Below are 22,709 nucleotides of genomic sequence, written 5' to 3'. Positions count from 1 at the left end.
GGGAGCATAGCGCTATGAGCATGGAAGCATCACAGCAGCAGGGTTCGGCACTGATAGTGAGTCTGGTATTTCTGCTGCTGCTCACGCTGGTGAGCGTGGCCGGCATACGATCCTCAACGGGTCAGGAGCGCATGGCGGCCAATGTGAAACTCAAGAGCGACAGTCTGCAGGCCGCGGAATCGGCATTGCGCATAATTCAGCAGCAGCTGGCGCAGGCAGCGAACAGCAACAAGCCGTTGCCCACCCCGTGCAAAGGAATTGACTGCAACACGTCCGATGCGGCCTTTGACCTCGACACAACGGGTGCGCCCGGTGCCGGCTGGGTACAGATACCTGCTTCAGCGATGACCAACAACACCCAGGTCTGGTACCGGATCACCAGCCTTGGCGAGACCCTGGCTCCAGCCTTTACCGTCGATGCCAATCCACCCCACGAAGGCGCCGGCAATCTGTATCGCATCGTCGTGGTGAGCTTCGTCGGCGCCACCCGCACCGTGCTGGAGAGCGTCTATGTTCACTATTCCGTCTGAGCCCTCCGCTCGCAGGCCGGCATTCGGTCTGGCTTGTGGCATCTTGGCAGGCCTCCTGGTCACCTTGCCGGCCCAGGCCGCATTCAATCCGCTCAGTGGACCCATACTGTCTGCTCCAGCGGTGGCGCCAAATGTTGTGATGCTATTCGACAACTCATCGAGCATGGCGCTCAATAGCGTTGGCAACGAAACCCGACTGACGGTTGCCCGGGATGTGGCCAAGGAACTGATAGGCAATAACCGCAATGTTCGGTTCGGTCTCTTCGGCTTCAGGGACACGGTTACGACCGGTGGCGTACGGGACGCGCCGGGGGGAGATCTGCTGGTTGATTTGGGGGATATTTCAGCGGGGACCGTGGCCGGCGATACCCGTTTCAATGCACTGATAAACAGTCTTGATCGGATCAGCCCGAGCGTCTCTGCGCCCTACACCTACACGCCGTTGGCGGAGACCTATTACGAGATGACCCGTTACCTGCGCGGACTTCCGGCGTTCTATCCGCAGTCGCTGGCCGCCGCCAATCGGCAGCAATTCGTCAGTCCGGTGCAGTATCGGTGTCAGCGAAACTACGGGCTGGTGATCACCGATGGACTGCCTACCTATGACAGCGAGTTTCCTGCCGCAGCCAGTGAAGATCCGGATATCGACAATCCAGACGTGGCGGGCGCACTCAACCTGCCTGACTGGGATGGCGATGCGAACGGAGACGTGAACAGCAATGATCCTGGCGCTGAAGGCAGCACCTTCTACCTTGATGATATTGCCGGCTTTGCCTTCGACACCGACATGCGCAACGCGAACCGCAACGGTGTATCCACCGATCTGGCCGGGCTGGACTGGGACGATCCCGCTTTCCCCATCCAGAATATGCGCACCTATACCGTGGGATTTGCGTTGAACGACTCCAATCTGGAGCGCGCTGCAACGCTCGGTGGCGGTTGGTACTACACCGCGGCGAGTCGGCAGGAGCTGAGCAGCGCACTGGGCCGCGCCCTAGGTGAGATCAATTCGACACCTGGCTCGGCCGGTGGCGGCGTCGCCAGTGGGCCGGAGCTGACTTCTGGCTCGCAGTTCTACCGCGCGCAATATGATCCGGCCGACTGGAGCGGTACGATCGACGCCTATGCGATTAATTCCGCTGGTGGCCTCGGCAGTCTCTCGTGGTCCAGCGACAGCACAGTCACGGCAAACAGCAATGCGCTGTACCAGATATGGCGTCAGCCCTCCGGGGCACGTCCCGGGGCGGTGGTCACACTTGATACCAATGCCTATTCGCGTCTGGGTAGCGGGCAGCGAGCCGCGCTCGATCACGCTGCTGCACCGAACCGCGGGCAGGATCTGCTGGACTGGAGTCTGGGTCGGCCGGTAGCCGGTTACCGCAGCCGGGGCCGCCTGTTGGGTGATGTGGTGAATTCATCCCTGGTGCTGGCGCGCGCTGGCCAGGCGCTGGGCCGCAGGGAGCATAGCGGATACGACAGCTATCTGACGGACAAACGCCGGAATATGGTCTCTTCCCTGCTGGTCGGCTCCAATGATGGCTTCATGCATGTGCTGGCAGCCAGCGATGGCGCCCACCGGCTGGCCTTCATGCCTGCTTCAGTGCAGCCCGCTCTCGGCGCCAGAGCCCGCGTGGACTTTGTGCGCAACGGACATCATTCAGGTGTCGACGGCGCAATAGTGGTGGGTGATGTCGAGTTGAAATCCACCTGGACCACCCTGGCGCTGGGTGGCTTCGGTGCCGGTGGGAAGGGACTGGTGGGCCTCCGGTTATACGATCAGAGCGCAGGGAACGGTGCATTGGGCGGCTTGTGGGAAATCAGCCCTGCAACTACCGGCTATGCCGACCTTGGCCATGTATACGGCAAGGCTGTGATTGCCAGGCTCGATGGCCGTTGGGTGGCGATCACCGGCAACGGGTATGGTGGCGCCGCGGGCCAGCCAATTCTGTATGTGATCGATCTGGCCGATGGCAGTCTGCTTAAGAGCATCGCGGCGGGCTCCGCCGATCCCGCCAGCGGGAACGGGCTGTCTGCGCCACGGGTGACTACCGACAGCAATGGCCGGGCGCTGGCAGCGTATGCCGGCGACCTGCAGGGCAGGCTGTGGAAGTTCGATCTCACCGGTCCACCCGGCGACTGGCAGGTCGCCTTTGCCGGCGATCCACTGTTTCGCGCCGCGATTGCGTCGAATCCCTCGCAACCCATTACGGTGCAGCCGACATTGCTGGATCATCCACAAGGGGGGCGTCTGGTGCTGTTCGGTACCGGCAAGTTTCTCGAGGCTGCCGACCGTCTCGACACCAGTGTCCAGGCGTTCTATGCCGTGTGGGATAAACCGGGCGGTGCCGGCAACCTGAGCTACAGCCATCTGCAGCCACAGCGCATCCTGACCGAGTCCACCAGCGGTGGACGCAGCGTGCGGACGATTAGCTCCCACCGCGTGAACTGGAATTCGACAAGCGGCCAGGGCTGGTATCTGCCGCTGTTGCACGGCCCTGCCACCGGCGAGAGAGTAATCCGCAACATCGTCACCCGCGGTGGCCGGGTCCTGTTCAATACCGCTCTGATCAAGCCTGGCACCGATCCCTGTGTGAGCACCGGCGGCGGCTGGCTGATGTCGATTGACAGCTTCTCCGGTGGGATGCTGCCGGTAGCCACCCTGGATAGCGATGGTGATGGGCTGGTCGATACCGGGGATCCGCTCAGCGCGGGCGTTAACCTGTCCGGCGGGCTCCCGGGTGATCTGGTCGTACTCGAGCTGCCGCGTATCAGGCCGCTGGACGCGGCCAGGCCACTGGCTCCGGGCAGTTGCGATCCCGCACTCGAGTTCTGCCCCTGCGACCCGACGGTGGACGACTGCGTTTGCGATCCCGCAGACACCGCCTGCAAGAACATCTATTGCGGGCAGGAGTATAACTTCAGCCAGACTACCAACACGCTCGAGCTGGTAGCGGGATCGGGGCAATGCAGGTTCAGGCGCGTCATGTGGCGGCAGTTGATGTAGCCCGGTTATCAGCAGCGGCAGCGAGAAGCGCGAGTGGAAAACAGATGACGGAAAAAACAGGATGAATACACCGAAACAGCCAGGCTTTACCCTGATTGAACTGATCATCGTGGTCGCGATAATTGCCATTCTGGCCGCCATCGCCTATCCCTCCTACCAGGAGCAGGTACGTCAGGCCCGCAGGGCAGAGGTTACCGGCGTGCTGCTGGAGAATGCGCAGTTACTCGAGCGCCATTTTACCCGCCACGGCGCCTACGATACTGGTGCATTGGTGCTGGCGACGCAAAGTCCGGCCAGTGGCACGGCGGTATACCGCGTCGCGGTCGTACGAGGGTTAGACACCTATACGCTGACCGCAACTGCAGCATCCGGGGGGGTGATGGCAGGCGACACCTGCGCTAGTTACACCTTCAATCAGACAGGTCAGCGCACGCCCGCCGACGCCAGATGCTGGCGCCGGTGAGTCTCGGAAAAAAGTTATTCGACCGCCTGCTCGACCTTGTCGGGGTCGGGCAGCAGCAGATTGAGGATGATCGCGACAACGCCGCACAGGCTGATGCCTTGCAGGCTGAAATCCTGATTGCCGATCATCAGGCCGCCGATACCGAACACCAGGGTCACCGAGACGATACACAGGTTACGCGGACGCGATAGATCCACCTGATTGTGGATCAGGGTATTCATGCCCACCACGGCAATCGAGCCGAACAGCAGGCACAGGATGCCGCCCATCACCGGTACCGGCATGCTCAACAGTGCTGCGCCAAACTTGTCGATGAACGCCAGTGTCATCGCGAAGAAAGCGGCCCAGACCATGACGTTGGGGTTGAAGTTACGCGTCAGCATCACTGCGCCAGTAACCTCGGAGTAGGTGGTATTGGGCGGTCCGCCGAGCAGGGCGGCGGCCGATGTGGCCAAGCCATCACCCAGCAGTGTGCGCTGCAGTCCGGGTTTGCGAATGTAATCCTTGCCGGTCACCGAGCCGATCGCCAGCACGTCGCCGATATGTTCGATTGCCGGAGCGATCGCCACCGGAATCATGAACAAAATCGCCGCCAGCTTGAATTCCGGGGTGACGAAGGCTGGAACCGCCAGCCAGCTGGCCTCACCGACGGCGCTGAAGTCGACCACCCCGAGAATCCACGACAGCGTGTAACCGACGGCGACGCCGGCCAGTATCGGCACCAGACGGAAGATGCCCTTGGCGAAGACTGCGACAATAATGGTGGTGACCAACGAGGCCATCGAGATCAGGATGGCCAGCGGGTAGTCGACCAATTGCGCACTTCCATCGCCAGCCTTGCCCATTGCCATATTCACGGCGACCGAAGCCAGCCCCAGGCCAATCACCATGATCACCGGCCCGACCACCACCGGCGGCAGCAGCCGACGAATGAAGCCGGGGCCGCGCAGATGCACCAGCAAACTCAGCAATATGTACATGACGCCGGCGGCCAATAGCCCGCCAAGCGTCGCCGCCAGCCCCCAGGTCTGGTTGCTGTAGAGAATCGGTGCAATAAAGGCGAAGCTGGACGCGAGAAACACCGGGACCTGACGCTGGGTGGTGAACTGGAACATCAGCGTGCCCAGGCCCGCAGTGAACAGCGCCACGTTCGGGTTCATGCCGGTAATCAGCGGCATCAGCACTAGCGCGCCAAAGGCGACGAAGAGCATCTGCGAACCGGCCAGCGCCGAACGCCAGCCGGTGGTATTGATCGGTTCCATTAGTGCACGTCCTTCTGCTTGGTGCCGAATATCTTGTCGCCGGCGTCGCCCAGACCAGGAATGATATAGCCGTGCTCGTTGAGATGGTCGTCGACCGATGCAGTAAAAATCTGCACGTCCGGATGGGTATCGTTGACCCGTTTGATACCTTCCGGGGCGGCCACCAGCACGAGCGCGCGTATCTCACGCGCGCCGGCGCGCTTGAGCATCTCGATGGTTGCAACCATCGAGCCGCCGGTTGCCAGCATAGGGTCGATAATCAGCGCGGTGCGCTGGTTCAGGTCGCCAACAAGCTTCTCCAGATAGGTGTCGGCTTCGAGGGTCTGCTCGTTGCGTACCAGCCCGACCACGCTCACCTTGGCGCTGGGTATCAGGCTCAGGACGCCGTCGAGCATACCCAGCCCGGCACGGAGAATAGGTACCACGGTAACTTTCTTGCCGGACAGTTTTTCGACCTCGACCGGCCCACACCAGCCTTCTATCTGTTGCGGCTCGAGCAGCATGTCCTGGGTTGCCTCGTAGGTCAGCAAAGAGGCGACCTCCTGCGCCAGTTCGCGGAAATTCTTCGTGCTGATGTCGGCGCGGCGCATCAGGCCGAGCTTGTGACGAATAAGGGGGTGGCGGATTTCTTTCACGTTCAGGGCATTCGTATTCATGGAAGCTGCTCTCGTGCGGGGCGCGGGAAATGCGCTATAGCCTAAACCAATGCGCCATTGTGGTCACCCGGTTGCGGGCGCCAACCGGGTTTGCTTGCCTTTGCGCGCCAACATCAGTATTTTGCCCAGCCTTTGAACAGCGACCCTTTGGAGATTGCGCATGTCCGTCGATCTGGAACATATCAAGCAGGTGATGGCCGAAGCAGATTGTCTGTTTACCGCTGCCCAAGTGGAAGCGGCGATGGATCGCATGGCCACAGAAATCAACCGCGTCCTGGCGGACAGCAATCCGATTGTCTACAGCGTGATGAACGGCGGGCTGGTGATCGCCGGGCAGCTGGTGACCCGGCTGGATTTCCCTATGGAGGTCGGGTACCTGCATGCCACCCGTTACCGCAACAAGCTCTCCGGTGGTGAGCTGTTCTGGAAGGCCCGGGCCGAGCATTCCCTGGTCGGGCGCACGGTACTGATTATCGATGACATTCTCGATGAGGGGCACACCCTTGACGCGATAACCGAATACTGTCGCGATGCCGGCGCTGCCCAGGTACTCACCGCTGTGCTGCTGGACAAGCAGCATGACCGCAAGGCTTACGAGGGCATGCGCGCGGATTTTACCGGGCTCGACGTAGTTGATCGCTACATCTTCGGCTTTGGTCTGGACTACAAGGGATACTGGCGCAACGCGGCAGGGATTTTCGCCATCCCGGAATGAACCGCCGGCAGGTGGGGCTGCGTCGACGGCTCACCCGACCGCCGGCGTAGTTTCGGCAAGTCGCTTCCGGATAAGCGTCGCCGCGCGCTCGGTGGTGGGGAAGAAAAGGCGCGTGCCAGCAATGGCTTTGACACCCGCGCGCGCCAGTTTCTGGCGCACCCGGGCGTTGACGCCGACGAAGTAGACCTCGATTCCCCTGCGCTCCAGTTGCTCCAGTGCCTTGGTAAACATCACCAGCGCGCTCATGTCCATGCTGGGCACGGCGTGCATGTCGATCACCATGTAGCGGATATGCTCATCATGACGAGCCATCGCACTCAGTGCCTTGTCCGCCGCGGCAAAGAACAGCGGGCCGGCTATCTGATATAACGCGACGCTGTCGGGCATGTCGCCGAGTGCCTGATTGCCGTGACAAGATATCGAACTGCCTTGACTCAGATCGACCATCCGCTTGATGAACAGGGCCGAAGCGAGCAGCAGACCCACCCCCACCGCAAGTACCATATCGAACAGTACCGTGAGCACCAGACAGGTGAGCAGGACCCAGGTGTCCTGTCTGGGTCCGATCCGCAATATGCGCAGCACATGCGGCAGCTCGCTCATGTTCCAAGCGACCACCAGGAGCATGGCAGCCAGTGAAGCCATTGGCAGGTAGGAGAACAGGTCGGCCAGCAGAACTACTGCCAGCAGGATAACCAGTGCATGTATCGCCGCCGCGACTGGCGTGCGTGCACCGGAGCGCACGCTGGCCGCGGTACGCGCTATCGCCGCAGTGGCAGGTATGCCGCCAAAAAACGGCACCACGAGATTGCCCAGACCCTGACCCATCAACTCGACATTGGGATCATGCCGGGTGCTGGCCATCCCGTCTGCGACTACCGCGCACAGCAGGGACTCGATCGCACCAAGCATTGCCACCGCCAGGGCGAAGGGCAGAAGTTCGCGAAACAGATTGAAACTGATCATCAGCGGCTGCCCGTCAGCGCCGGGCAGCGTCCATGGGAGCAGCCACCGGGGGGCAAAGGGCGGAATGCCCCCGTGAGTTACGCCGTCCAGCTCATAGCTGAAGCGCGACCCCAGGGTACTAACCTGCATATCCATGTTGAGGAGGATAGCCGCCAGGAGGCTGCCCGCCAGTAGCGCGACGAGATGGCCGGGTATGCGCCGGGTCAGGTATGGCCAGGCTATCAGCACCCCCAGGGTCAGCGCACCGACCAATGTATCGCCGGCCTGGATGCCCGGCAGCGCGGTCGCAAGTGCCTGCAGCTGGTTCAGATAGCCCTCATGCTGCCCCACCCCATGCAAGCCGAAAAAGTCCTTTACCTGAAGCGTGGCGATGACTATTCCGATGCCTGCGGTAAACCCCAGGACCACCGGGTAAGGGACGAACTGAATGAGATTGCCCATCCGCGCGAAACCCAGTATCAGCAGAATAACACCGGACATCGCGGTTACCAGCAGGAGCCCGCCGATACCGTATTGCTGGGTAATGGGCAGCAGGATCACGACGAAGGCCGCAGTCGGCCCGGATATATTGAAACGCGAACCGCCGGTGAGTGCGATGATCAGGCCGCCAACGATCCCGGTATAGAGTCCGTGCTCGGGAGCCACACCTACGGCGATCGCCAGGGCCATCGCCAGCGGGATGGCGATAATGCCTACAGTGAGGCCGGCGACGAGATCGCCGCGCAGCATCTGCAGGCTATAGCCTTTTCCCAGGCTCTCGCGAAGGGCCGCGAAGAAGACCGGTCGGCGGTTTTTACCTGAAGCCACTTTGTATGTTCCCCGGAGAAAGCCCGATAGCTGCATCGGAACCCTTGATAGCATACTCCTGCAATCATGCGTATTGGACTTAACGCCAGCATGCAGGCTGGCGGCCTGGTCAGAGGAGCGAGCGTTAACCCCTAGTGAGGCGTGCCTCGGCTGGGTACAATGCGTCGATTCGAATTCAGCCTATGGCAGAGAAGGGGTAGCACGTGCGTAAAGACAAGCAGAAGGTAATCGGCGAGCCGATGACGGACGAACAGATCGCCGCGTTTTTGAGTGCACGGCCTTACGCCGGCGAATCGGTCGAACAGCATATTCTCACCCGGGCCTATCGCGGCCTGCGCGCCCACGATTTCGAGCGTTTTATCGACATGTTCCGGCAGGAGGGTTTCGATCTTGACGCGCGCGACGCGCAGGACAAAACTTTTCTGCAGAATATCCGCGAACACGCTCAGGCCGAGGATTATATTGCTGCGCTGGAGCGCGCGGGCGCACACTGACGCAAAGCCCGAAGCGGCTAATGCCTTCCCATCGCTTTCCTGCAGGAGTGTCAACATGATGAATCGTTTGTCCATGCTAATGGTCGCTGGCCTTGCGCTGGTTCTGGTGGGCTGCGCCCACAGTCCGCAGCAGCTCAGTGTGCAGCCGCAAGTGCAGGTTCCGCTGAATGCGGTGGCAAGTCGGCAGCCGGTGGTGGTCTCGGTGCGCGATACCCGTTCTTCCAAGATCCTCGGAACGAGGGGCGGTATCTACCCTGACTCCAGCAGTATTACTATCAGTGAGGAAACCCTGCCCAAGATTCGCCAGCAGGTGGAGCAGTCGCTGCGGCAGTTGGGCTTCGATATCGTGCCCGAGGGCACTCCCAACGCGAATAACCTGACTGTCAGCCTGGCCGAGCTCAAGTACCAGACGCCTTCGGTATCAACCTATGTTACCGAGGCGAATATTGCCGCCACCTTCGTCGCCGAGGCGCAGGCAGCCAATAATCGTTACCAGGGCCGCTACGGTGCATCCGCACAACATCGCTTTGGCTACGCGCCCAATCAGGCAACCAATACCCGACTGGTCAGCGAAGTAATGAGCGATGCGCTGACGCGCGTCTTCAAGGATGCAGAAATAATCCGCGTGCTGCAGCGCTGACCCCCGGCGGGCTGCAGAGCGCCTCCAGCGCTTCAGCCCTGCCATTTGCGCACTTTCAGGTCAGTCCTTGACCTCCTTCGAAGTTGAATCTCTGAGCATTGCATCACGCTCGGCTATCTCTGCTGTATCAGACTCTGCGCGTCTTTCGCCGCGTTTCATGGCGCCAACACCCAAGATGTCTTGAAGGGTCGGGCAGGGGCCTTGAGAGGTGCGACAATCGGTCTGTGTCTATTGTTTTGCCGGAAAGGGACAATGTGGTTCTAAGCAGAGGTGAATGAATGGCTGAGAAACAGAAGTTACTGCAACATCATGCGCCCGGGTGTCTATCCGATAGGATCGCCCTCGGGACGGTGAGATTCATGCGTTTCTTTGCCGATGCATTTTTCTCCAATCGGTATGGAAATCGGGCCGTCGTGCTGGAAACGATTGCCGCAGTGCCCGGAATGGTCGGCGGAGCGATCCAGCATCTGAATTCGCTGCGGCGGATGAAGGATGACGACGGCTGGATCCATCAACTGCTGGAGGAAGCGGAAAACGAACGGATGCACCTGCTGACGTTCGTGCAGATTGCCCAGCCATCACGGTTGGAGCGGGCGCTGGTGATTATCGCCCAGGGAGTTTTCTACAACCTGTTCTTCATCCTCTATCTGTGTTCTTCACGCACGGCGCACCGTATTGTCGGTTACCTCGAGGAGGAGGCTGTCTACAGCTATACGCAGTATCTGGAGGGGGTGGATAACGGCACCTACGAGAACATACCGGCACCGCAGCTGGCCATCGACTACTGGGATCTGCCAGCCGATGCGCGTTTGCGCGAGGTGATAGTGGCGGTGCGCGCAGACGAGGCTGGGCACCGCGATGTGAATCATGGTTTTGCCGACACTCTGCAGGCGAAAACAGCCTGACAGGCCGGCGTTAGCAGCGGGCTCCGGGCTTGCGCCCGCAACCCGCCCTTCCGGCAGTTGTTTCAGCCTTCGAGCTTCTTGCGTAGCAGTTCGTTGACCTGTTGCGGGTTGGCCTTGCCCTTCGATGCCTTCATCGCCTGGCCGACGAAGAAGCCGAACATCTTGCCACGCTTGTTCTCGTCGCTGGCGCGGTACTGTTCGACCTGTTCAGCATTGGCTGCCAGCACTTCGTCGAGCATCGCGTCGATCGCGCCCGTGTCGGTGACCTGCTTGAGACCGCGTTTCTCGATGATCTCGTCGGCGTCGCCTTCACCCGAAGCCATCGCCTCGAACACCGTCTTGGCGATCTTGCCGGATATGGTGTTGTCCTTGATCCGCGCGATCATGCCGCCCAGTTGGGAAGCGGTGACAGGTGACTGGCTGATATCCAGATCTTCGCGGTTGAGCAGACTGGACAGCTCGCCCATGACCCAGTTGGCGGCCAGCTTGGCATCGCCGCATGCCTGCTGGACCTGCTCGAAGTAATCGGCCAGCTCGCGCTGGGCCGACAGCACGCTGGCATCGTAGGCAGACAGATCAAACTGGCTTTCGAAGCGTTCGCGCTTCTGTTGCGGCAGTTCCGGCAATTCCGCGCGGATCTCCTCAAGAAATGCCGGCTCGATCACCACAGGCAGCAGATCGGGGTCGGGGAAGTAGCGGTAATCATTGGCTTCTTCCTTGCTGCGCATCGAACGGGTCTCGTCCTTGTTCGGGTCGTACAGGCGCGTTTCCTGAGTCACCGTGCCACCGTCCTCGATCAGCTCGATCTGGCGCTGGACCTCGGTGTTGATCGCCTTCTCGATAAAGCGGAAGGAGTTGACGTTCTTGATCTCGCAGCGTGTGCCGAAGGCCTCCTGACCCTTGGGCCTGATCGATACGTTACAGTCGCAGCGCAGCGAACCTTCGGCCATGTTGCCGTCACAGATGCCCAGGTAACGCACCAGCGAGTGCATGGTCTTGGCATAGGCCACCGCTTCCTTGGCGCTGCGCATGTCCGGCTCGGACACGATTTCCAGTAGCGGCGTGCCCGCGCGGTTCAGATCGATACCGCTCATGCCGTGGTAGTCTTCGTGCAGACTCTTGCCCGCATCTTCTTCCAGATGCGCGCGGGTGACCCCGACGCGCTTGATGGTGCCGTCGTCGAGGGTGATGTCGACAAACCCCTTGCCGACGATCGGCAGGTCCATCTGGCTGATCTGGTAACCCTTGGGCAGGTCGGGGTAAAAGTAGTTCTTGCGCGCAAACACGTTGGTCGGCGCAATCTCGGCGTTGATCGCCAGGCCGAACTTGACCGCATTACGTACCGCCTGGGCATTGAGCACCGGCAGCGTGCCCGGCATGCCCAGGTCAATCAGGCTGGCCTGGGTGTTGGGCTCGGCGCCAAAGGCGGTTGCGCTGCCGGAAAAGATCTTCGAAGCGGTGGTGAGCTGGGCATGGATTTCCAGGCCGATAACAATTTCCCATTGCATAGTCTGTTCTCGATCCTCTCAGTAGCCGGCCGGAGCGCGGCTGTGCCAGTCAGTCACTTGCTGGTATTGGTGTGCGATATTCAGCAGGCGTGCTTCGCTGAAATAGTTGCCCAGCAACTGCATGCCCAAAGGCAGCCCGTTGGCGAAGCCGGCTGGCAATGCGACGCCTGGCACGCCGGCCAGGTTGGCGGTGATGGTGTAGATATCGGTCAGATACAGGCTGACAGGGTCGTCGATCTTCTCGCCGATCTTGAACGGGGGCGTTGGCGAAGTCGGGCAGAGGATGACATCGACCTCTTCATAGGCTGCCATGAAGTCATTCTTGATCAGACGACGGATCTTTTGTGCCTGCAGGTAGTAGGCATCGTAATAACCGGCCGACAGCGCATAGGCGCCAACCATGATGCGCCGCTTCACCTCCGGCCCGAAGCCCTCGCCACGCGAGCGCTTGTACAGGTCGGTCAGGTCCGCCGGATCTTCACAGCGGTAGCCGAAGCGCACGCCATCAAAGCGTGACAGGTTGGAGGAAGCTTCAGCGGGCGCGATAACGTAGTAGGCCGGAATCGCCAGTTCGGCATTGGGCAGGCTGATCTCTTTGACCTCAGCGCCCAGGGACTGGAACTGTTTGACCGCAGCATGGATTGCGTCGGCGGTCTCGGCGTCCAGACCATCGCTGAAATATTCCTTGGGCAAGCCGATGCGAAGGCCCTTCAGCGAGTCGTTCAGCCCTGCGCTGTAATCGGCCACCGGCACGTCGACGCTGGTCGAATCACGCTCGTCGAAGCCGGCCATCACCTGCATCATCAGGGCGCAGTCCTCGGCGGTACGTGCCATCGGGCCGGCCTGGTCGAGGCTGGAGGCATAGGCGATCATGCCCCAGCGAGACACCCGGCCATAGGTCGGCTTGAGGCCGGTCAGCGCAGTGAAGCCGGCGGGCTGGCGGATCGAACCGCCCGTATCGGTGCCGGTGGCGGCGGCGCACAGGCGAGCGGCAACAGCCGAGGCCGAGCCTCCGGAAGAGCCACCTGGCACATGCTCAGTATTCCAGGGGTTGCGTGTCGGGCCGTAAAAGCTCGACTCGGTGGAGGAGCCCATTGCGAACTCGTCCATGTTGGTCTTGCCCAGTGTCACTGCTCCAGCGTCGATAAAACGGGAAGTCACTGACGACTCATAGGGCGCGATAAAATTGTCGAGCATCTTCGAGCCGCAGCTGGTGCGCAGGCCCGTGGTGCAGAACAAATCCTTGTGCGCCAGCGGGATACCCGTCAGCGCGGTGGCTGTGCCGCCGGCGATGCGCGCGTCTGCCGCCTTGGCCTGGGCCAGAGCCAGCTCGGGGGCCACGGTGATAAAACTGTTGAGTAGTGGGTCCAGTTGCTCGATGCGCTTGAGGTAGTGCTCGGTTAGTTCGACACTGGACAGTGTCTTGCTCTGCAAGGCCCGGGAGAGCTGGGCCAGGGTGTGCTCATGCATGGGATTGTCTCATTGCTGGGCGCAGCCGGGTGCGCAATGGCATGGTGCCGCTGACTGGGGCTCGATATGGTTTGGGACGTTTCACTCTATGACGCGGGGCACAAGATAGAGCCCATCCTCTGTAGCGGGCGCGATAGCCTGCAGTGCGTCGCGCTGGTTGGTCTCGGTGACCTGGTCGGCGCGCAGACGCTGTGTCGTTTCCAGGGGGTGCGCGAGTGGTGCAACACCAGCGGTGTCGACCGCCTGCATGCGGTCGATCAGGTCGAGAATGCCGGAGAGTTTGGCCGTGGTGGCAGGAATGTCATCCTCGTTCAGGGCTATCCGGGCCAGGTGGGCGATATCTTCCACCGCCTTGCGGTCTAATGCCATGGTGCTGTTCTCCGTGAAACAGGGCTGAGCCGGCTGAATTTACCTGATGTGCTCAACATATGGTGGTTTTGTCGCATAAAACCGGACAAAGGGACGAATTTACCACAGTCTCGCCTTGCCCAAAAACCCCGCCGTTGTTAGAGTTGCGACACTTCTGGAAGTACCGATCAGCTACCTGCGAGCGCAACCATTATCGCCGCCCTGCCAGTTAGGCCGCTCGTCCCCTGCGAATGCATTCTCGGGGTGGCCAGGCTCAGCCGACAGATAGCTTATCAGTGTTTCTATTACGATTAACCCACGCGTCCTAGGGTGTACTCAACGCATGTTCAAAAAAATCCGCGGCATGTTTTCCAGTGATTTGTCCATCGACCTGGGCACTGCCAATACGCTTATCTATGTCCGCGACCGCGGCATTGTACTCAACGAACCCTCCGTAGTGGCTATTCGCACTCACGGCAACCAGAAAAGTGTAGTGGCGGTCGGTACCGACGCCAAGCGCATGCTCGGCCGAACGCCAGGAAATATCCAGGCGATCCGACCGATGAAGGACGGCGTGATTGCCGACTTCAGCGTATGCGAAAAGATGTTGCAGTACTTCATCAACAAGGTGCACGAAAACAGCTTTATCCAGCCAAGTCCGCGGGTGCTGATCTGCGTGCCGTGCAAGTCTACCCAAGTCGAGCGTCGTGCAATTCGCGAATCTGCGCTGGGAGCCGGTGCCCGCGAAGTGTTTTTGATCGAGGAACCGATGGCAGCTGCAATCGGTGCCGGACTGCCGGTTGAAGAAGCCCGTGGCTCGATGGTTGTGGATATCGGTGGCGGTACAACCGAGATCGCGCTGATTTCACTCAACGGCGTGGTCTATGCCGAGTCGGTCAGAGTCGGTGGTGACCGCTTCGACGAAGCGATCGTGACCTATGTGCGTCGCAACTATGGCAGCCTGATCGGCGAATCGACGGCTGAACGCATCAAGCAAGAAATCGGTGTCGCCTTCCCTGGTGGTGAAGTGCTTGAAGTCGACGTTCGCGGCCGCAACCTGGCCGAAGGCGTGCCGCGTGCCTTCACGCTGAATTCCAACGAAGTTCTCGAGGCGCTGCAGGAGTCGCTGGCGACCATCGTCCAGGCGGTCAAGAGCGCCCTGGAACAGTCTCCGCCGGAGCTGGCTTCGGATATCGCCGAACGCGGCCTGATCCTGACCGGCGGCGGTGCGTTGCTGCGTGACCTGGACAAGCTCCTGACCCAGGAAACCGGCTTGCCGGTGATCGTGGCAGAAGAGCCGCTCACCTGTGTCGCCCGCGGTGGCGGCAAGGCATTGGAAATGATGGATCAGCACACCATGGATCTGCTCTCTACCGAGTGACCAGATGCCGGCCAGCGCATCCGCAGGCGGTCAGCCGCTGCCTGGCAGGATTTCCGCTGACAGGCCGAGGCTTGCAGCTGAGAGGAGCTCGCCATCAAACCGCTGTTTATCAAAGGTCCTTCGCTGGGCGTGAGGGTATTGGTCCTGTCGGTGCTTTCCATAGCGCTGATGGTGGTCGATGCCCGGGTTGCCGCGTTGCAGCCGTTGCGCTCGCACTTGAATCTGCTATTGACCCCGGTCTATTACGCGGCGGATTTCCCCGTGCGGGCCTGGAACACTGGCTACCAACTGCTGGCCAGCAGGGTTGATCTGCTCGCCGAGAACGAACGGTTGCGCGCCGAGGCTCTGCTCACCAAGCGCAAGCTGCAGAAGCTCGCAGCGCTGACAGAACAGAACGTGCGTCTGCGCGAACTGCTCAATTCCTCCTCACTGGTCGACGAAAGAGTGCTGGTTTCCGAACTGGTCGGTGTCGACCCGAACCCCTTTACCCAGCGTATTCTGATCAACAAGGGGGAACGTGATGGCGTGTTTCTCGGGCAGCCGGTGCTTGATGCCACCGGCCTGATGGGTCAGGTGGTGGAGGTCATGCCATACACCGCACGGATTCTGCTGATCACCGACGCTACCCACAGCTTACCGGTCCAGGTGAACCGCAATGGCCTGCGCGCGATTGCCAGCGGGACAGGTAACAACGAATGGCTGGAGTTGCGTTTCATTGGCGACACCGCGGACATCCGGGTGGGCGACATCCTGGTCAGTTCGGGCCTGGGGCAGCGCTTTCCCGCAGGATATCCGGTGGGTCGGGTGATCTCGGTCAGTCAGGATCCCGCTCAACCGTTCGCCGATGTGCGTGTAGCGCCCACCGCGCAGCTTAATCGCAGCCGATACATGCTGCTGGTCTTCAGCGCCGAGTCCGGCTATGGGGAAGTGGTGCCCGCGCTTGATCTGGATCCACCGGTACCCCAATCGGAGTTACCAGATTCTGCGGTGAATAATGAGTCGGATGGTGCCGACGCAGAACCGACCACTCAGGGCGAGCAGGAGAGCAGTGATGCGCAGTAGCCTGATCATCGGCCTGACCTTTGTCGTGGCACTGCTTCTGAGCGTGATGCCGATGCCTGCAATGCTGGAGATGGGAAGGCCGATGTGGCTGGCGATGGTGCTGGCATACTGGGTCATGGCATTGCCCCACCGTGTCGGTCTGCTGACGGCCTGGGTAACGGGTCTGGCCACCGACGTACTCTATGGCCAGCTGTTTGGCCAGCATGCGCTGGTGATGACGCTGGTCGCATGGATGATTCTTCTGCTACACCAGCGGATACGGCGTTTCCCGCTCTGGCAGCAGAGCCTGGTGATGCTGCCGGTGCTGGGGATCGCGCAGATGCTGCTGCTGTGGCTCAACAGTCTGACCGGAAATCGCCCGCCAACGTTGCTGTTTCTTTTTCCGGCCGTGGTCAGCGCCATCCTGTGGCCTTGGGTATATTCGGTACTCCACGTTGTTCGCAAGCGCTTTCATGTACTCTGATACCGGTTGCTCGCCATTGTATCTCGCTTCCGCATCACCGCGACGCAGTGCGCTGTTGACCCAGGTCGGTATCGTGCATCAGCAGTTTGGCTGCAGCATTGATGAAAGCGTGCTTGCCGGCGAAGCCGCCGAACACTATGTGGCGCGGGTTACCCGGGCCAAGGCCGTGGCAGGTCAGGCACAGGTGCCGCATGGCGCCGTGGTGCTGGCAGCCGATACAGTGGTAGTCGTTGATGGCCGGATTCTCGGCAAGCCCCTGGATGAGGGGCACGCGGCTACAATGCTGCGTGCATTGTCCGGCCGTGTACACAGGGTCATGACCGCGGTTGCGGTAGCAAGCGCGGAGCGAATGAAAGTGGTCAGGGTGGATACGCAGGTCTTTTTTCGCCCGATTGAAGAGCCAGAGATAACAGCCTATTGGGCCACCGGGGAGCCAGCGGATAAGGCCGGCGGTTATGCCATCCAGGGTCTGGGTGCGGTTTTCGTCAGTGCGATAGAGGGGAGTTACAGCGCAGTAGTCGGGCTGCCGCTGCCAGAGACGGTGCAGTTGTTGGCCGAGTATGGTATCGGTTATTGGCAAGGCCTCGAGGCGGAAAACGCATCCGGATCATCGCAAGCATAATATCCAGGTCGCCAGAGTATCGCGATCGACGCCGCTTCCTGGTGATCTGGTGTGGAGAGCAGAGCCTGTGAGCGAAGAAATACTGATCAATATCACGCCGATGGAAACCCGGGTTGCCCTGGTGGAGAACGGCGTGCTGCAGGAAGTGCATATCGAGCGCACCATGCGCCGCGGCATTGTGGGCAATATCTACAAGGGCAAGGTAGTGCGTGTGCTGCCGGGGATGCAGGCGGCTTTTGTCGACATCGGCCTGGAACGTGCCGCTTTCATACATGCCTCGGAAGTCTCGGATCGGGAAGGGCAGGCGGTCGAGGCAATCAATGCACTGTTGCACGAGGGCCAGGCTCTGGTCGTCCAGGTAACCAAGGATCCGATCGGCACCAAGGGTGCGCGTCTGACCACGCACCTGTCGATACCCTCGCGTTTTCTCGTTTACATGCCACGCACCTCCCATGTCGGTATTTCTCTGAAAATCGAGGATGAAGACGAGCGCGAGCGCCTCAAGCAGGTGGTGGCCGCGTGCGTCGAAACCGAAGGGATCGACGAGGCGGGCGGCTTCATTCTGCGCACTGCTGCCGAAGCTGCCCGGGAAGAAGAGATACTCGCCGATATCCGCTATGTGCGCCGCCTCTGGTTGCAGATTTCGCAACAGACCAAGGTCGCAGCGTCGCCATCTGTGATTTACGAGGACCTGCCGCTGGCCCTGCGCACGTTGCGCGATCTGGTCAGCCCGCGCACGGAAAAGATTCGTGTCGACTCACGCGAGACCTTTCAGAAAGTCGAGGTTTTCGTCCAGGAGCTGATGCCGGCGGTACAGAAATACCTGGAACATTACCCGGGCGAGCGACCGATCTTTGATCTATACGGAATCGAGGACGAGATCCAGAGGGCACTGGAGCGGCGTGTCATGCTCAAATCCGGCGGCCATCTGGTGATCGACCAGACCGAAGCCATGGCAACCATCGATGTGAATACCGGTGCATTCGTCGGCCACCGCAATCTCGAGGAAACCATCTTCAAGACCAACCTGGAAGCCGCGATGGCGATTGCCCGGCAGCTGCGACTGCGCAACCTGGGTGGCATCATCATTATCGACTTCATCGATATGGTCGACGAAGAGCACCAGCGCCAGGTATTGCGGACGCTGGAAAAACAACTGGAGCGCGATCACGCCAAGACCAACATCATCGGCATCACCGAGCTCGGCCTGGTGCAGATGACCCGCAAACGCACCCGTGAAAGTCTCGAGCAGATACTCTGCGAGGCCTGCCCCTGCTGTACCGGGCGCGGCATACAGAAGACGCCGGAAAGTGTCTGTTACGAGATTTTCCGCGAGATCCTCCGTGAGGCTCGTGCCTATCAGGCCGGAGCCTACACGGTTCTCGCGTCGCAGGCAGTTATCGACCGTCTGCTGGACGAGGAGTCGGGCAATGTAGCCGAGCTGGAAATCTTCATCGAACGCCCCATTCGCTTCCAGGTGGAAACCGTCTACACCCAGGAACAGTACGATGTGGTGCTGATGTGATGTCGGCCTGATCCATGCCCAGTCAACGCTGGTTGATCCGTATCCTCGATGGGTTGATCGTCATGCTGGTGGTCTGGCTGCTGGCGGCTGCCGCTTACGTGAGTCTGGGCCGGCAGTTCGTTCCGGCAATCGCTGACTACCGCGAAGAACTGCTGACCTGGGCACAGGAGAATACCGGCCGATTCATCTCCCTGGATGAGTTGCGTGGCGAGATGCAGGGTTGGCAGCCGGTACTGGAGATGCGCGGTTTGCGCGTCCACGAGCAGCACGATCCAGCCAGTCCTACGCTCCTGGCCCTGGATAACGTCACGGCCCGTATCGATGTCTGGACCAGCCTCTGGCAGCGTCAGCTGGTCATGGATGCGCTGCAGATCGAAGGGCTAGAGCTGGAATTGATCGAGGATGCGCGGGGACGGTGGCGGCTGCATGGCCTGGGCGCCCGCCCGGCGGGTGATTACGACCTGGATGCCGGATTGAAGATGCTGTTCGAGCAGCGGCGAATAACCCTGCTCGATACACGCATCGTGATCAGTCCCGAGGACCGGCCCCAATGGGTTTTTCGAGAAGGCCAGATAACCCTGCTCAACGGTCCCGGCTGGCACCGACTGGATGGCAGGGTGGACCTGCCTGAGGGACGTAGCGTCAGCTGGCAGTTCAGCGCCCTACCGGACGGAGACCGTTGGCAGGACATGTCAGTGGGTTTCTATATCGATCTGCCGCCGATTGACTGGGCGGAACAGCTGCCGCAGTCCTGGCTGGAGCTGGTCCGGCTGGACCAGATCGTAGCTGGCGGGCAGTTCTGGGGCGGCTGGCAGGGACAGCAATTGCAGTACCTGCGCGGCCGGCTCGACGCACCGCTGGTGCGGTTGGAGCAAGAACCGGGCATGCCGGGATTGCGCGATCTGGTCGCCGAATTTGCATTGGATCTGGGAGAGCGTCAGCGGCTCCGGGTGCAGGGGCTGAGCTTCGATCTGGGTGAGCAGCAGTGGCCAGTCAGCCGCATGACGTTCCAGCGCGATACCACCAGTAAGCAATGGCAATTCCAGGCTGACCGGTTGTCGCTCGGTCTGTTGGCACAGATGGTTCCCACACAGCGCCTACCCGAACGCGCTTCAGCCGCTCTCGCCAGTCTGGCGCCAAGCGGTGCGCTGACGGCGGTTTCGCTGCAGGGCAGCGGGTCGGCAAGCGATTGGCAGAGCATAAGCCTGAGTACGATGCTCGACGATGTCAGCGTAGCCGCCTGGCAGGGAGCTCCTGCAGTCCAGGGAATCAGTGGCAGCCTGATCGGCAGCCCGGCGCGAGGTGAGCTGAGAGTGTCCAGTGATGACTGGACGATACATCTGCCCCGACTGTTTCCCGATAAATGGGCTTACCAAGAGTTGGTGGGCCGCATGAACTGGCAGTGGTCGGACTCGGACGGTTTGCGGTTGCATGCGCCCGGCATGCGCATACGGGGTGAAGAGGGCATGGCAGCAGCTGCACTTCGGTTGCACCTCCCACTGAGCGACGTGGCGCCGACGATGGAGCTCAGGGTTGCGCTGAATGATTCGCTGGCAAGATTCAGTCAGCGTTACCTGCCCACCCTGTCGCCAGCCTTCAATCCGAGGCTGGCCCGATGGTTGGATCAGGCCGAAATTGATGGCAACGTGCCGTTGGCCATCTTCGAGTATCGTGGCTCGCTCGGACGCAAGGCGACAGCCGATGAGCGAAAACTGTCCCTGTTTGCGCAATTCGATTCGGGTAGCCTGGAATTCGATCCCCGCTGGCCTCGGCTCGAGCAGGTCAGTGGGATCCTGCGGCTGAACAATCAGCACCTGCTGGTCGATCAGGCCGCTGCGCGGCTGTGGAACACGGAGCTTGCCGATGTCAGGGTAAATACGGACCCCGAACTACCTGGCGGCTTGCAGTTGAGTGTGGAGAGCGATTTTTCCGGCCCGTTACAGGACGCGCTGCGTTTGATGCAGGAGACGCCGCTGGCCGCCGCGACAGATGACAACCTGCAGGGCTGGACCGGTGAGGGCCAGGTTCAAGGCCGGTTAGAGCTGCAATTTCCGTTGCAGGCCGGCGGTGTGCCCGCGGTTGACAGCAGCTGGAGACTCGACGCGCAGAGCCTTTCCATTCCGTTGCTGCAGGCATCCCTGCACGATCTTTCCGGGCGGTTTGCCTATACATCCTCGACTGGCTTGCAAGCCGCTGATCTCGGCGGCCGGTTTCTTGGCCGCACTGTCTCGGGCGCCATAGACCGTCAGGATGGCGCACAGATAGCGACAATCAGTGGTCTTCACAGCATTGAGGAACTGAAAGGGTGGCCGGTGCTTGCTGATCTTCCGTCGGGGCTCATCAGCGGCGAGCTTCCCTGGCGGGCGCGGGGCAGAGTTGGGGCGGGTATCACATCACTGCAGATCGACAGTGACCTGCAGGGCACGACTATCAGTCTGCCAGGCTCCCTGGTCAAGCCGGCAGAGCAATTACTGCCCAGCAGGTTGTTGCTGACCCTGGAGGGCGAACGCGGTAACTGGGAATTCAACCTCGGACCGGATCTTCGCGGTCTGGTGCAGACAGGCGCCACGCAGCTGGGTGGCGACATTCGTTATCGCAGTGGTGTCCCGGCCCTTGGTACGGAGTCTGGCCTGAGTCTGCAAGCGCGTTTCCAGCAGCTTGACCTGGCCGTATGGCAGCAATGGTTCGAGGAGCACCGCGCTCTGTGGGCAATTGACAGCCAGGATGTGGCGTCAACGGAGTCGGGTGAGCGGGTCAGCGCAGCAGTAAAGCAGGTACGGACGCTGGATTTGCGCGCGGAAAACTTTACCGGGCTCGGTCAGAGCCTGGATAGTTTGGCCGTCAGCGGGGTTAGAGGCGATCAGGGGTGGATTTTCGATATCGATCAGTCGCGCGTGCGCGGACAGATTACGCTGCCGGATTTGCGCGCAGAGCCGATTGTAGTAAATATGCAGCGGCTGAATATCGCCCGGGGCGATGCGCAACCCAGAGTCGATGCGCTGGCCAGCCCGCTGGTCGCCGAGGATCCCTTGCTCGGCGCGGACCCGCAGGCATTGCCGCTCATGGATGTGAACGTAGATACGCTGTTCTGGGGATCTGAGCCGGTGGGTCAGTTGCGGTTCCAGATGCGGCCTGCCGACGCGGGTGCCAGAATCACCGGACTGGACATCAATTTGCGCGGGCTGAAGCTTGCCGGTGACCTGGACTGGTACTCTGCAGGCCCTTCGAGTCGGTTCCGCGGCACACTGGAAACGGGTGATATAGGCGAGGTATTGCAGGCCTGGGGATACGCACCTACCGTCACGAGCCGGCGATTCTCCACCACCGCAGATCTGAGTTGGCCTGGCTCGCCGGCGTTTTTTGCGCTAAATCGCAGCAGCGGTAGCCTGCAGCTTGATGCACGCAACGGCACGCTGCAAAGCGGTGAGGGTTCGGTCGGTGCATTACGGGTATTCGGCCTGCTCAACTTCAATGCGTTGACGCGTCGTCTGCGCCTGGATTTCAGTGACCTGTTCGGTCGCGGCACCGCCTACGACACGCTGATTGCTGACCTGGCTCTGACCGACGGCGTCATGCGTACCCGCAGCCCACTGGTGATGGACGGCCCAGGCGCAAAAATGCAACTCGACGGCCAGATTGATTTGCCGGCGCGCAGCATTGACATGGGGATGCTGGTAACCTTGCCGGTAACCAATAATCTGCCGCTGGCAGCTATTATTGCCGGCGCGCCCTATATCGGCGGGGTACTGTTCCTGGCAGATAAGATATTCGGTGACAGTGTGGCGCGCTTCGCTTCGGTCAAGTACCGCGTTAGCGGTGACTGGCAGCAGCCCACTGTCGAATTCGACCGAGCCTTTGATAACGAGGCGGCCCTCGAGGAGTGATCAG

The 22,709-nt window shown here is 60.8% G+C and carries 19 protein-coding genes; 13 read left to right on the top strand and 6 right to left on the bottom strand.

The window, feature by feature from the left end:
- Positions 1-14 precede the first annotated feature (14 nt).
- The 3 genes from ABYA88_RS02960 to ABYA88_RS02950 all read left to right on the top strand — a co-directional run bounded on the left by ABYA88_RS02960 (position 15) and on the right by ABYA88_RS02950 (position 3,997).
- Positions 15-530 carry a PilX N-terminal domain-containing pilus assembly protein gene (locus tag ABYA88_RS02960; RefSeq protein WP_373185382.1) on the top strand — a complete coding sequence of 172 codons (516 nt, stop codon included), beginning with the start codon at positions 15-17 and terminating at the stop codon, positions 528-530.
- On the top strand, positions 511-3,534 hold the full coding sequence (locus ABYA88_RS02955) for a PilC/PilY family type IV pilus protein (RefSeq protein WP_373185380.1): 3,024 nt from the start codon (positions 511-513) through the stop codon (positions 3,532-3,534). The genes ABYA88_RS02960 and ABYA88_RS02955 overlap by 20 nt, the downstream gene beginning before the upstream one ends.
- 61 nt (positions 3,535-3,595) lie before the next feature.
- The gene (locus tag ABYA88_RS02950) at positions 3,596-3,997 is read left to right on the top strand and encodes a type IV pilin protein (RefSeq protein WP_373185378.1); all 402 of its coding nucleotides are present in this window, start codon (positions 3,596-3,598) and stop codon (positions 3,995-3,997) included.
- A 14-nt stretch (positions 3,998-4,011) separates the two neighbouring features.
- Here the strand turns inward: ABYA88_RS02950 and ABYA88_RS02945 are convergent, their stop codons facing one another.
- Both ABYA88_RS02945 and upp read right to left on the bottom strand, forming a co-directional pair.
- Positions 4,012-5,259 carry a uracil-xanthine permease family protein gene (locus ABYA88_RS02945; RefSeq protein ID WP_373185376.1) on the bottom strand — a complete coding sequence of 416 codons (1,248 nt, stop codon included), beginning with the start codon at positions 5,257-5,259 and terminating at the stop codon, positions 4,012-4,014.
- Positions 5,259-5,900, bottom strand: a complete 642-nt coding sequence (gene upp, locus ABYA88_RS02940) for a uracil phosphoribosyltransferase (RefSeq protein ID WP_373185403.1) — start codon at positions 5,898-5,900, stop codon at positions 5,259-5,261. The genes ABYA88_RS02945 and upp overlap by 1 nt, the downstream gene beginning before the upstream one ends.
- A gap of 175 nt (positions 5,901-6,075) precedes the next feature.
- On the opposite strand from upp, the gene ABYA88_RS02935 reads away from it, so the two are divergent.
- Entirely contained in the window at positions 6,076-6,630 is a 555-nt protein-coding gene (locus tag ABYA88_RS02935; RefSeq protein WP_373185374.1) for a hypoxanthine-guanine phosphoribosyltransferase, read from the top strand.
- Positions 6,631-6,660: 30 nt separating this feature from the next.
- Here the strand turns inward: ABYA88_RS02935 and dauA are convergent, their stop codons facing one another.
- Positions 6,661-8,403 (bottom strand): C4-dicarboxylic acid transporter DauA, encoded by a 1,743-nt coding sequence (gene dauA, locus ABYA88_RS02930; RefSeq protein ID WP_373185372.1) that lies wholly within the window; start codon positions 8,401-8,403, stop codon positions 6,661-6,663.
- Between the two features lie 203 nt (positions 8,404-8,606).
- On the opposite strand from dauA, the gene ABYA88_RS02925 reads away from it, so the two are divergent.
- From ABYA88_RS02925 to ABYA88_RS02915, 3 genes are all read left to right on the top strand, one after another.
- Positions 8,607-8,897: a PA4642 family protein gene (locus tag ABYA88_RS02925; RefSeq protein WP_373185370.1), complete on the top strand. Its 291-nt coding sequence runs from the start codon at positions 8,607-8,609 to the stop codon at positions 8,895-8,897.
- 55 nt (positions 8,898-8,952) lie between these two features.
- Positions 8,953-9,537 carry a YajG family lipoprotein gene (locus tag ABYA88_RS02920; protein WP_373185368.1) on the top strand — a complete coding sequence of 195 codons (585 nt, stop codon included), beginning with the start codon at positions 8,953-8,955 and terminating at the stop codon, positions 9,535-9,537.
- Between the two features lie 278 nt (positions 9,538-9,815).
- Positions 9,816-10,442, top strand: coding sequence for an alternative oxidase (locus ABYA88_RS02915; RefSeq protein ID WP_373185366.1), 627 nt, complete (start codon positions 9,816-9,818; stop codon positions 10,440-10,442).
- Positions 10,443-10,504: 62 nt separating this feature from the next.
- Here ABYA88_RS02915 and gatB read toward each other — a convergent pair whose 3' ends face one another.
- The 3 genes from gatB to gatC all read right to left on the bottom strand — a co-directional run bounded on the left by gatB (position 10,505) and on the right by gatC (position 13,789).
- Positions 10,505-11,950, bottom strand: a complete 1,446-nt coding sequence (gene gatB, locus ABYA88_RS02910; RefSeq protein WP_373185364.1) for an Asp-tRNA(Asn)/Glu-tRNA(Gln) amidotransferase subunit GatB — start codon at positions 11,948-11,950, stop codon at positions 10,505-10,507.
- 18 nt (positions 11,951-11,968) lie between these two features.
- Positions 11,969-13,420 (bottom strand): Asp-tRNA(Asn)/Glu-tRNA(Gln) amidotransferase subunit GatA, encoded by a 1,452-nt coding sequence (gene gatA, locus ABYA88_RS02905; protein WP_373185362.1) that lies wholly within the window; start codon positions 13,418-13,420, stop codon positions 11,969-11,971.
- A gap of 81 nt (positions 13,421-13,501) precedes the next feature.
- Positions 13,502-13,789 carry an Asp-tRNA(Asn)/Glu-tRNA(Gln) amidotransferase subunit GatC gene (gene gatC / locus ABYA88_RS02900; RefSeq protein WP_373185360.1) on the bottom strand — a complete coding sequence of 96 codons (288 nt, stop codon included), beginning with the start codon at positions 13,787-13,789 and terminating at the stop codon, positions 13,502-13,504.
- Positions 13,790-14,111: 322 nt separating this feature from the next.
- On the opposite strand from gatC, the gene mreB reads away from it, so the two are divergent.
- The 6 genes from mreB to ABYA88_RS02870 all read left to right on the top strand — a co-directional run bounded on the left by mreB (position 14,112) and on the right by ABYA88_RS02870 (position 22,705).
- A complete protein-coding gene (mreB, locus tag ABYA88_RS02895) occupies positions 14,112-15,149 on the top strand; it encodes a rod shape-determining protein MreB (protein WP_096344701.1) in 1,038 nt (345 codons plus the stop codon).
- A 129-nt stretch (positions 15,150-15,278) separates the two neighbouring features.
- Positions 15,279-16,211: a rod shape-determining protein MreC gene (mreC, locus tag ABYA88_RS02890; protein ID WP_373185358.1), complete on the top strand. Its 933-nt coding sequence runs from the start codon at positions 15,279-15,281 to the stop codon at positions 16,209-16,211.
- The gene (gene mreD / locus ABYA88_RS02885) at positions 16,201-16,674 is read left to right on the top strand and encodes a rod shape-determining protein MreD (protein WP_373185356.1); all 474 of its coding nucleotides are present in this window, start codon (positions 16,201-16,203) and stop codon (positions 16,672-16,674) included. Before mreC ends, mreD begins: the two co-directional genes overlap by 11 nt.
- A complete protein-coding gene (locus ABYA88_RS02880) occupies positions 16,664-17,296 on the top strand; it encodes a nucleoside triphosphate pyrophosphatase (RefSeq protein ID WP_373185354.1) in 633 nt (210 codons plus the stop codon). The genes mreD and ABYA88_RS02880 overlap by 11 nt, the downstream gene beginning before the upstream one ends.
- 67 nt (positions 17,297-17,363) lie before the next feature.
- Positions 17,364-18,821, top strand: coding sequence for a ribonuclease G (gene rng, locus ABYA88_RS02875; RefSeq protein WP_373185352.1), 1,458 nt, complete (start codon positions 17,364-17,366; stop codon positions 18,819-18,821).
- A 14-nt stretch (positions 18,822-18,835) separates the two neighbouring features.
- On the top strand, positions 18,836-22,705 hold the full coding sequence (locus ABYA88_RS02870) for a YhdP family protein (protein ID WP_373185350.1): 3,870 nt from the start codon (positions 18,836-18,838) through the stop codon (positions 22,703-22,705).
- The last annotated feature ends 4 nt before the right edge of the window (positions 22,706-22,709 follow it).

The organism is Halopseudomonas sp., assembly GCF_041579695.1.
In the GTDB taxonomy this organism is placed as follows: Bacteria; Pseudomonadota; Gammaproteobacteria; order Pseudomonadales; family Pseudomonadaceae; genus Halopseudomonas.
Note: the sequence above shows the minus strand (reverse complement) of the source record. Positions and strands in the feature narration are given on the sequence as shown.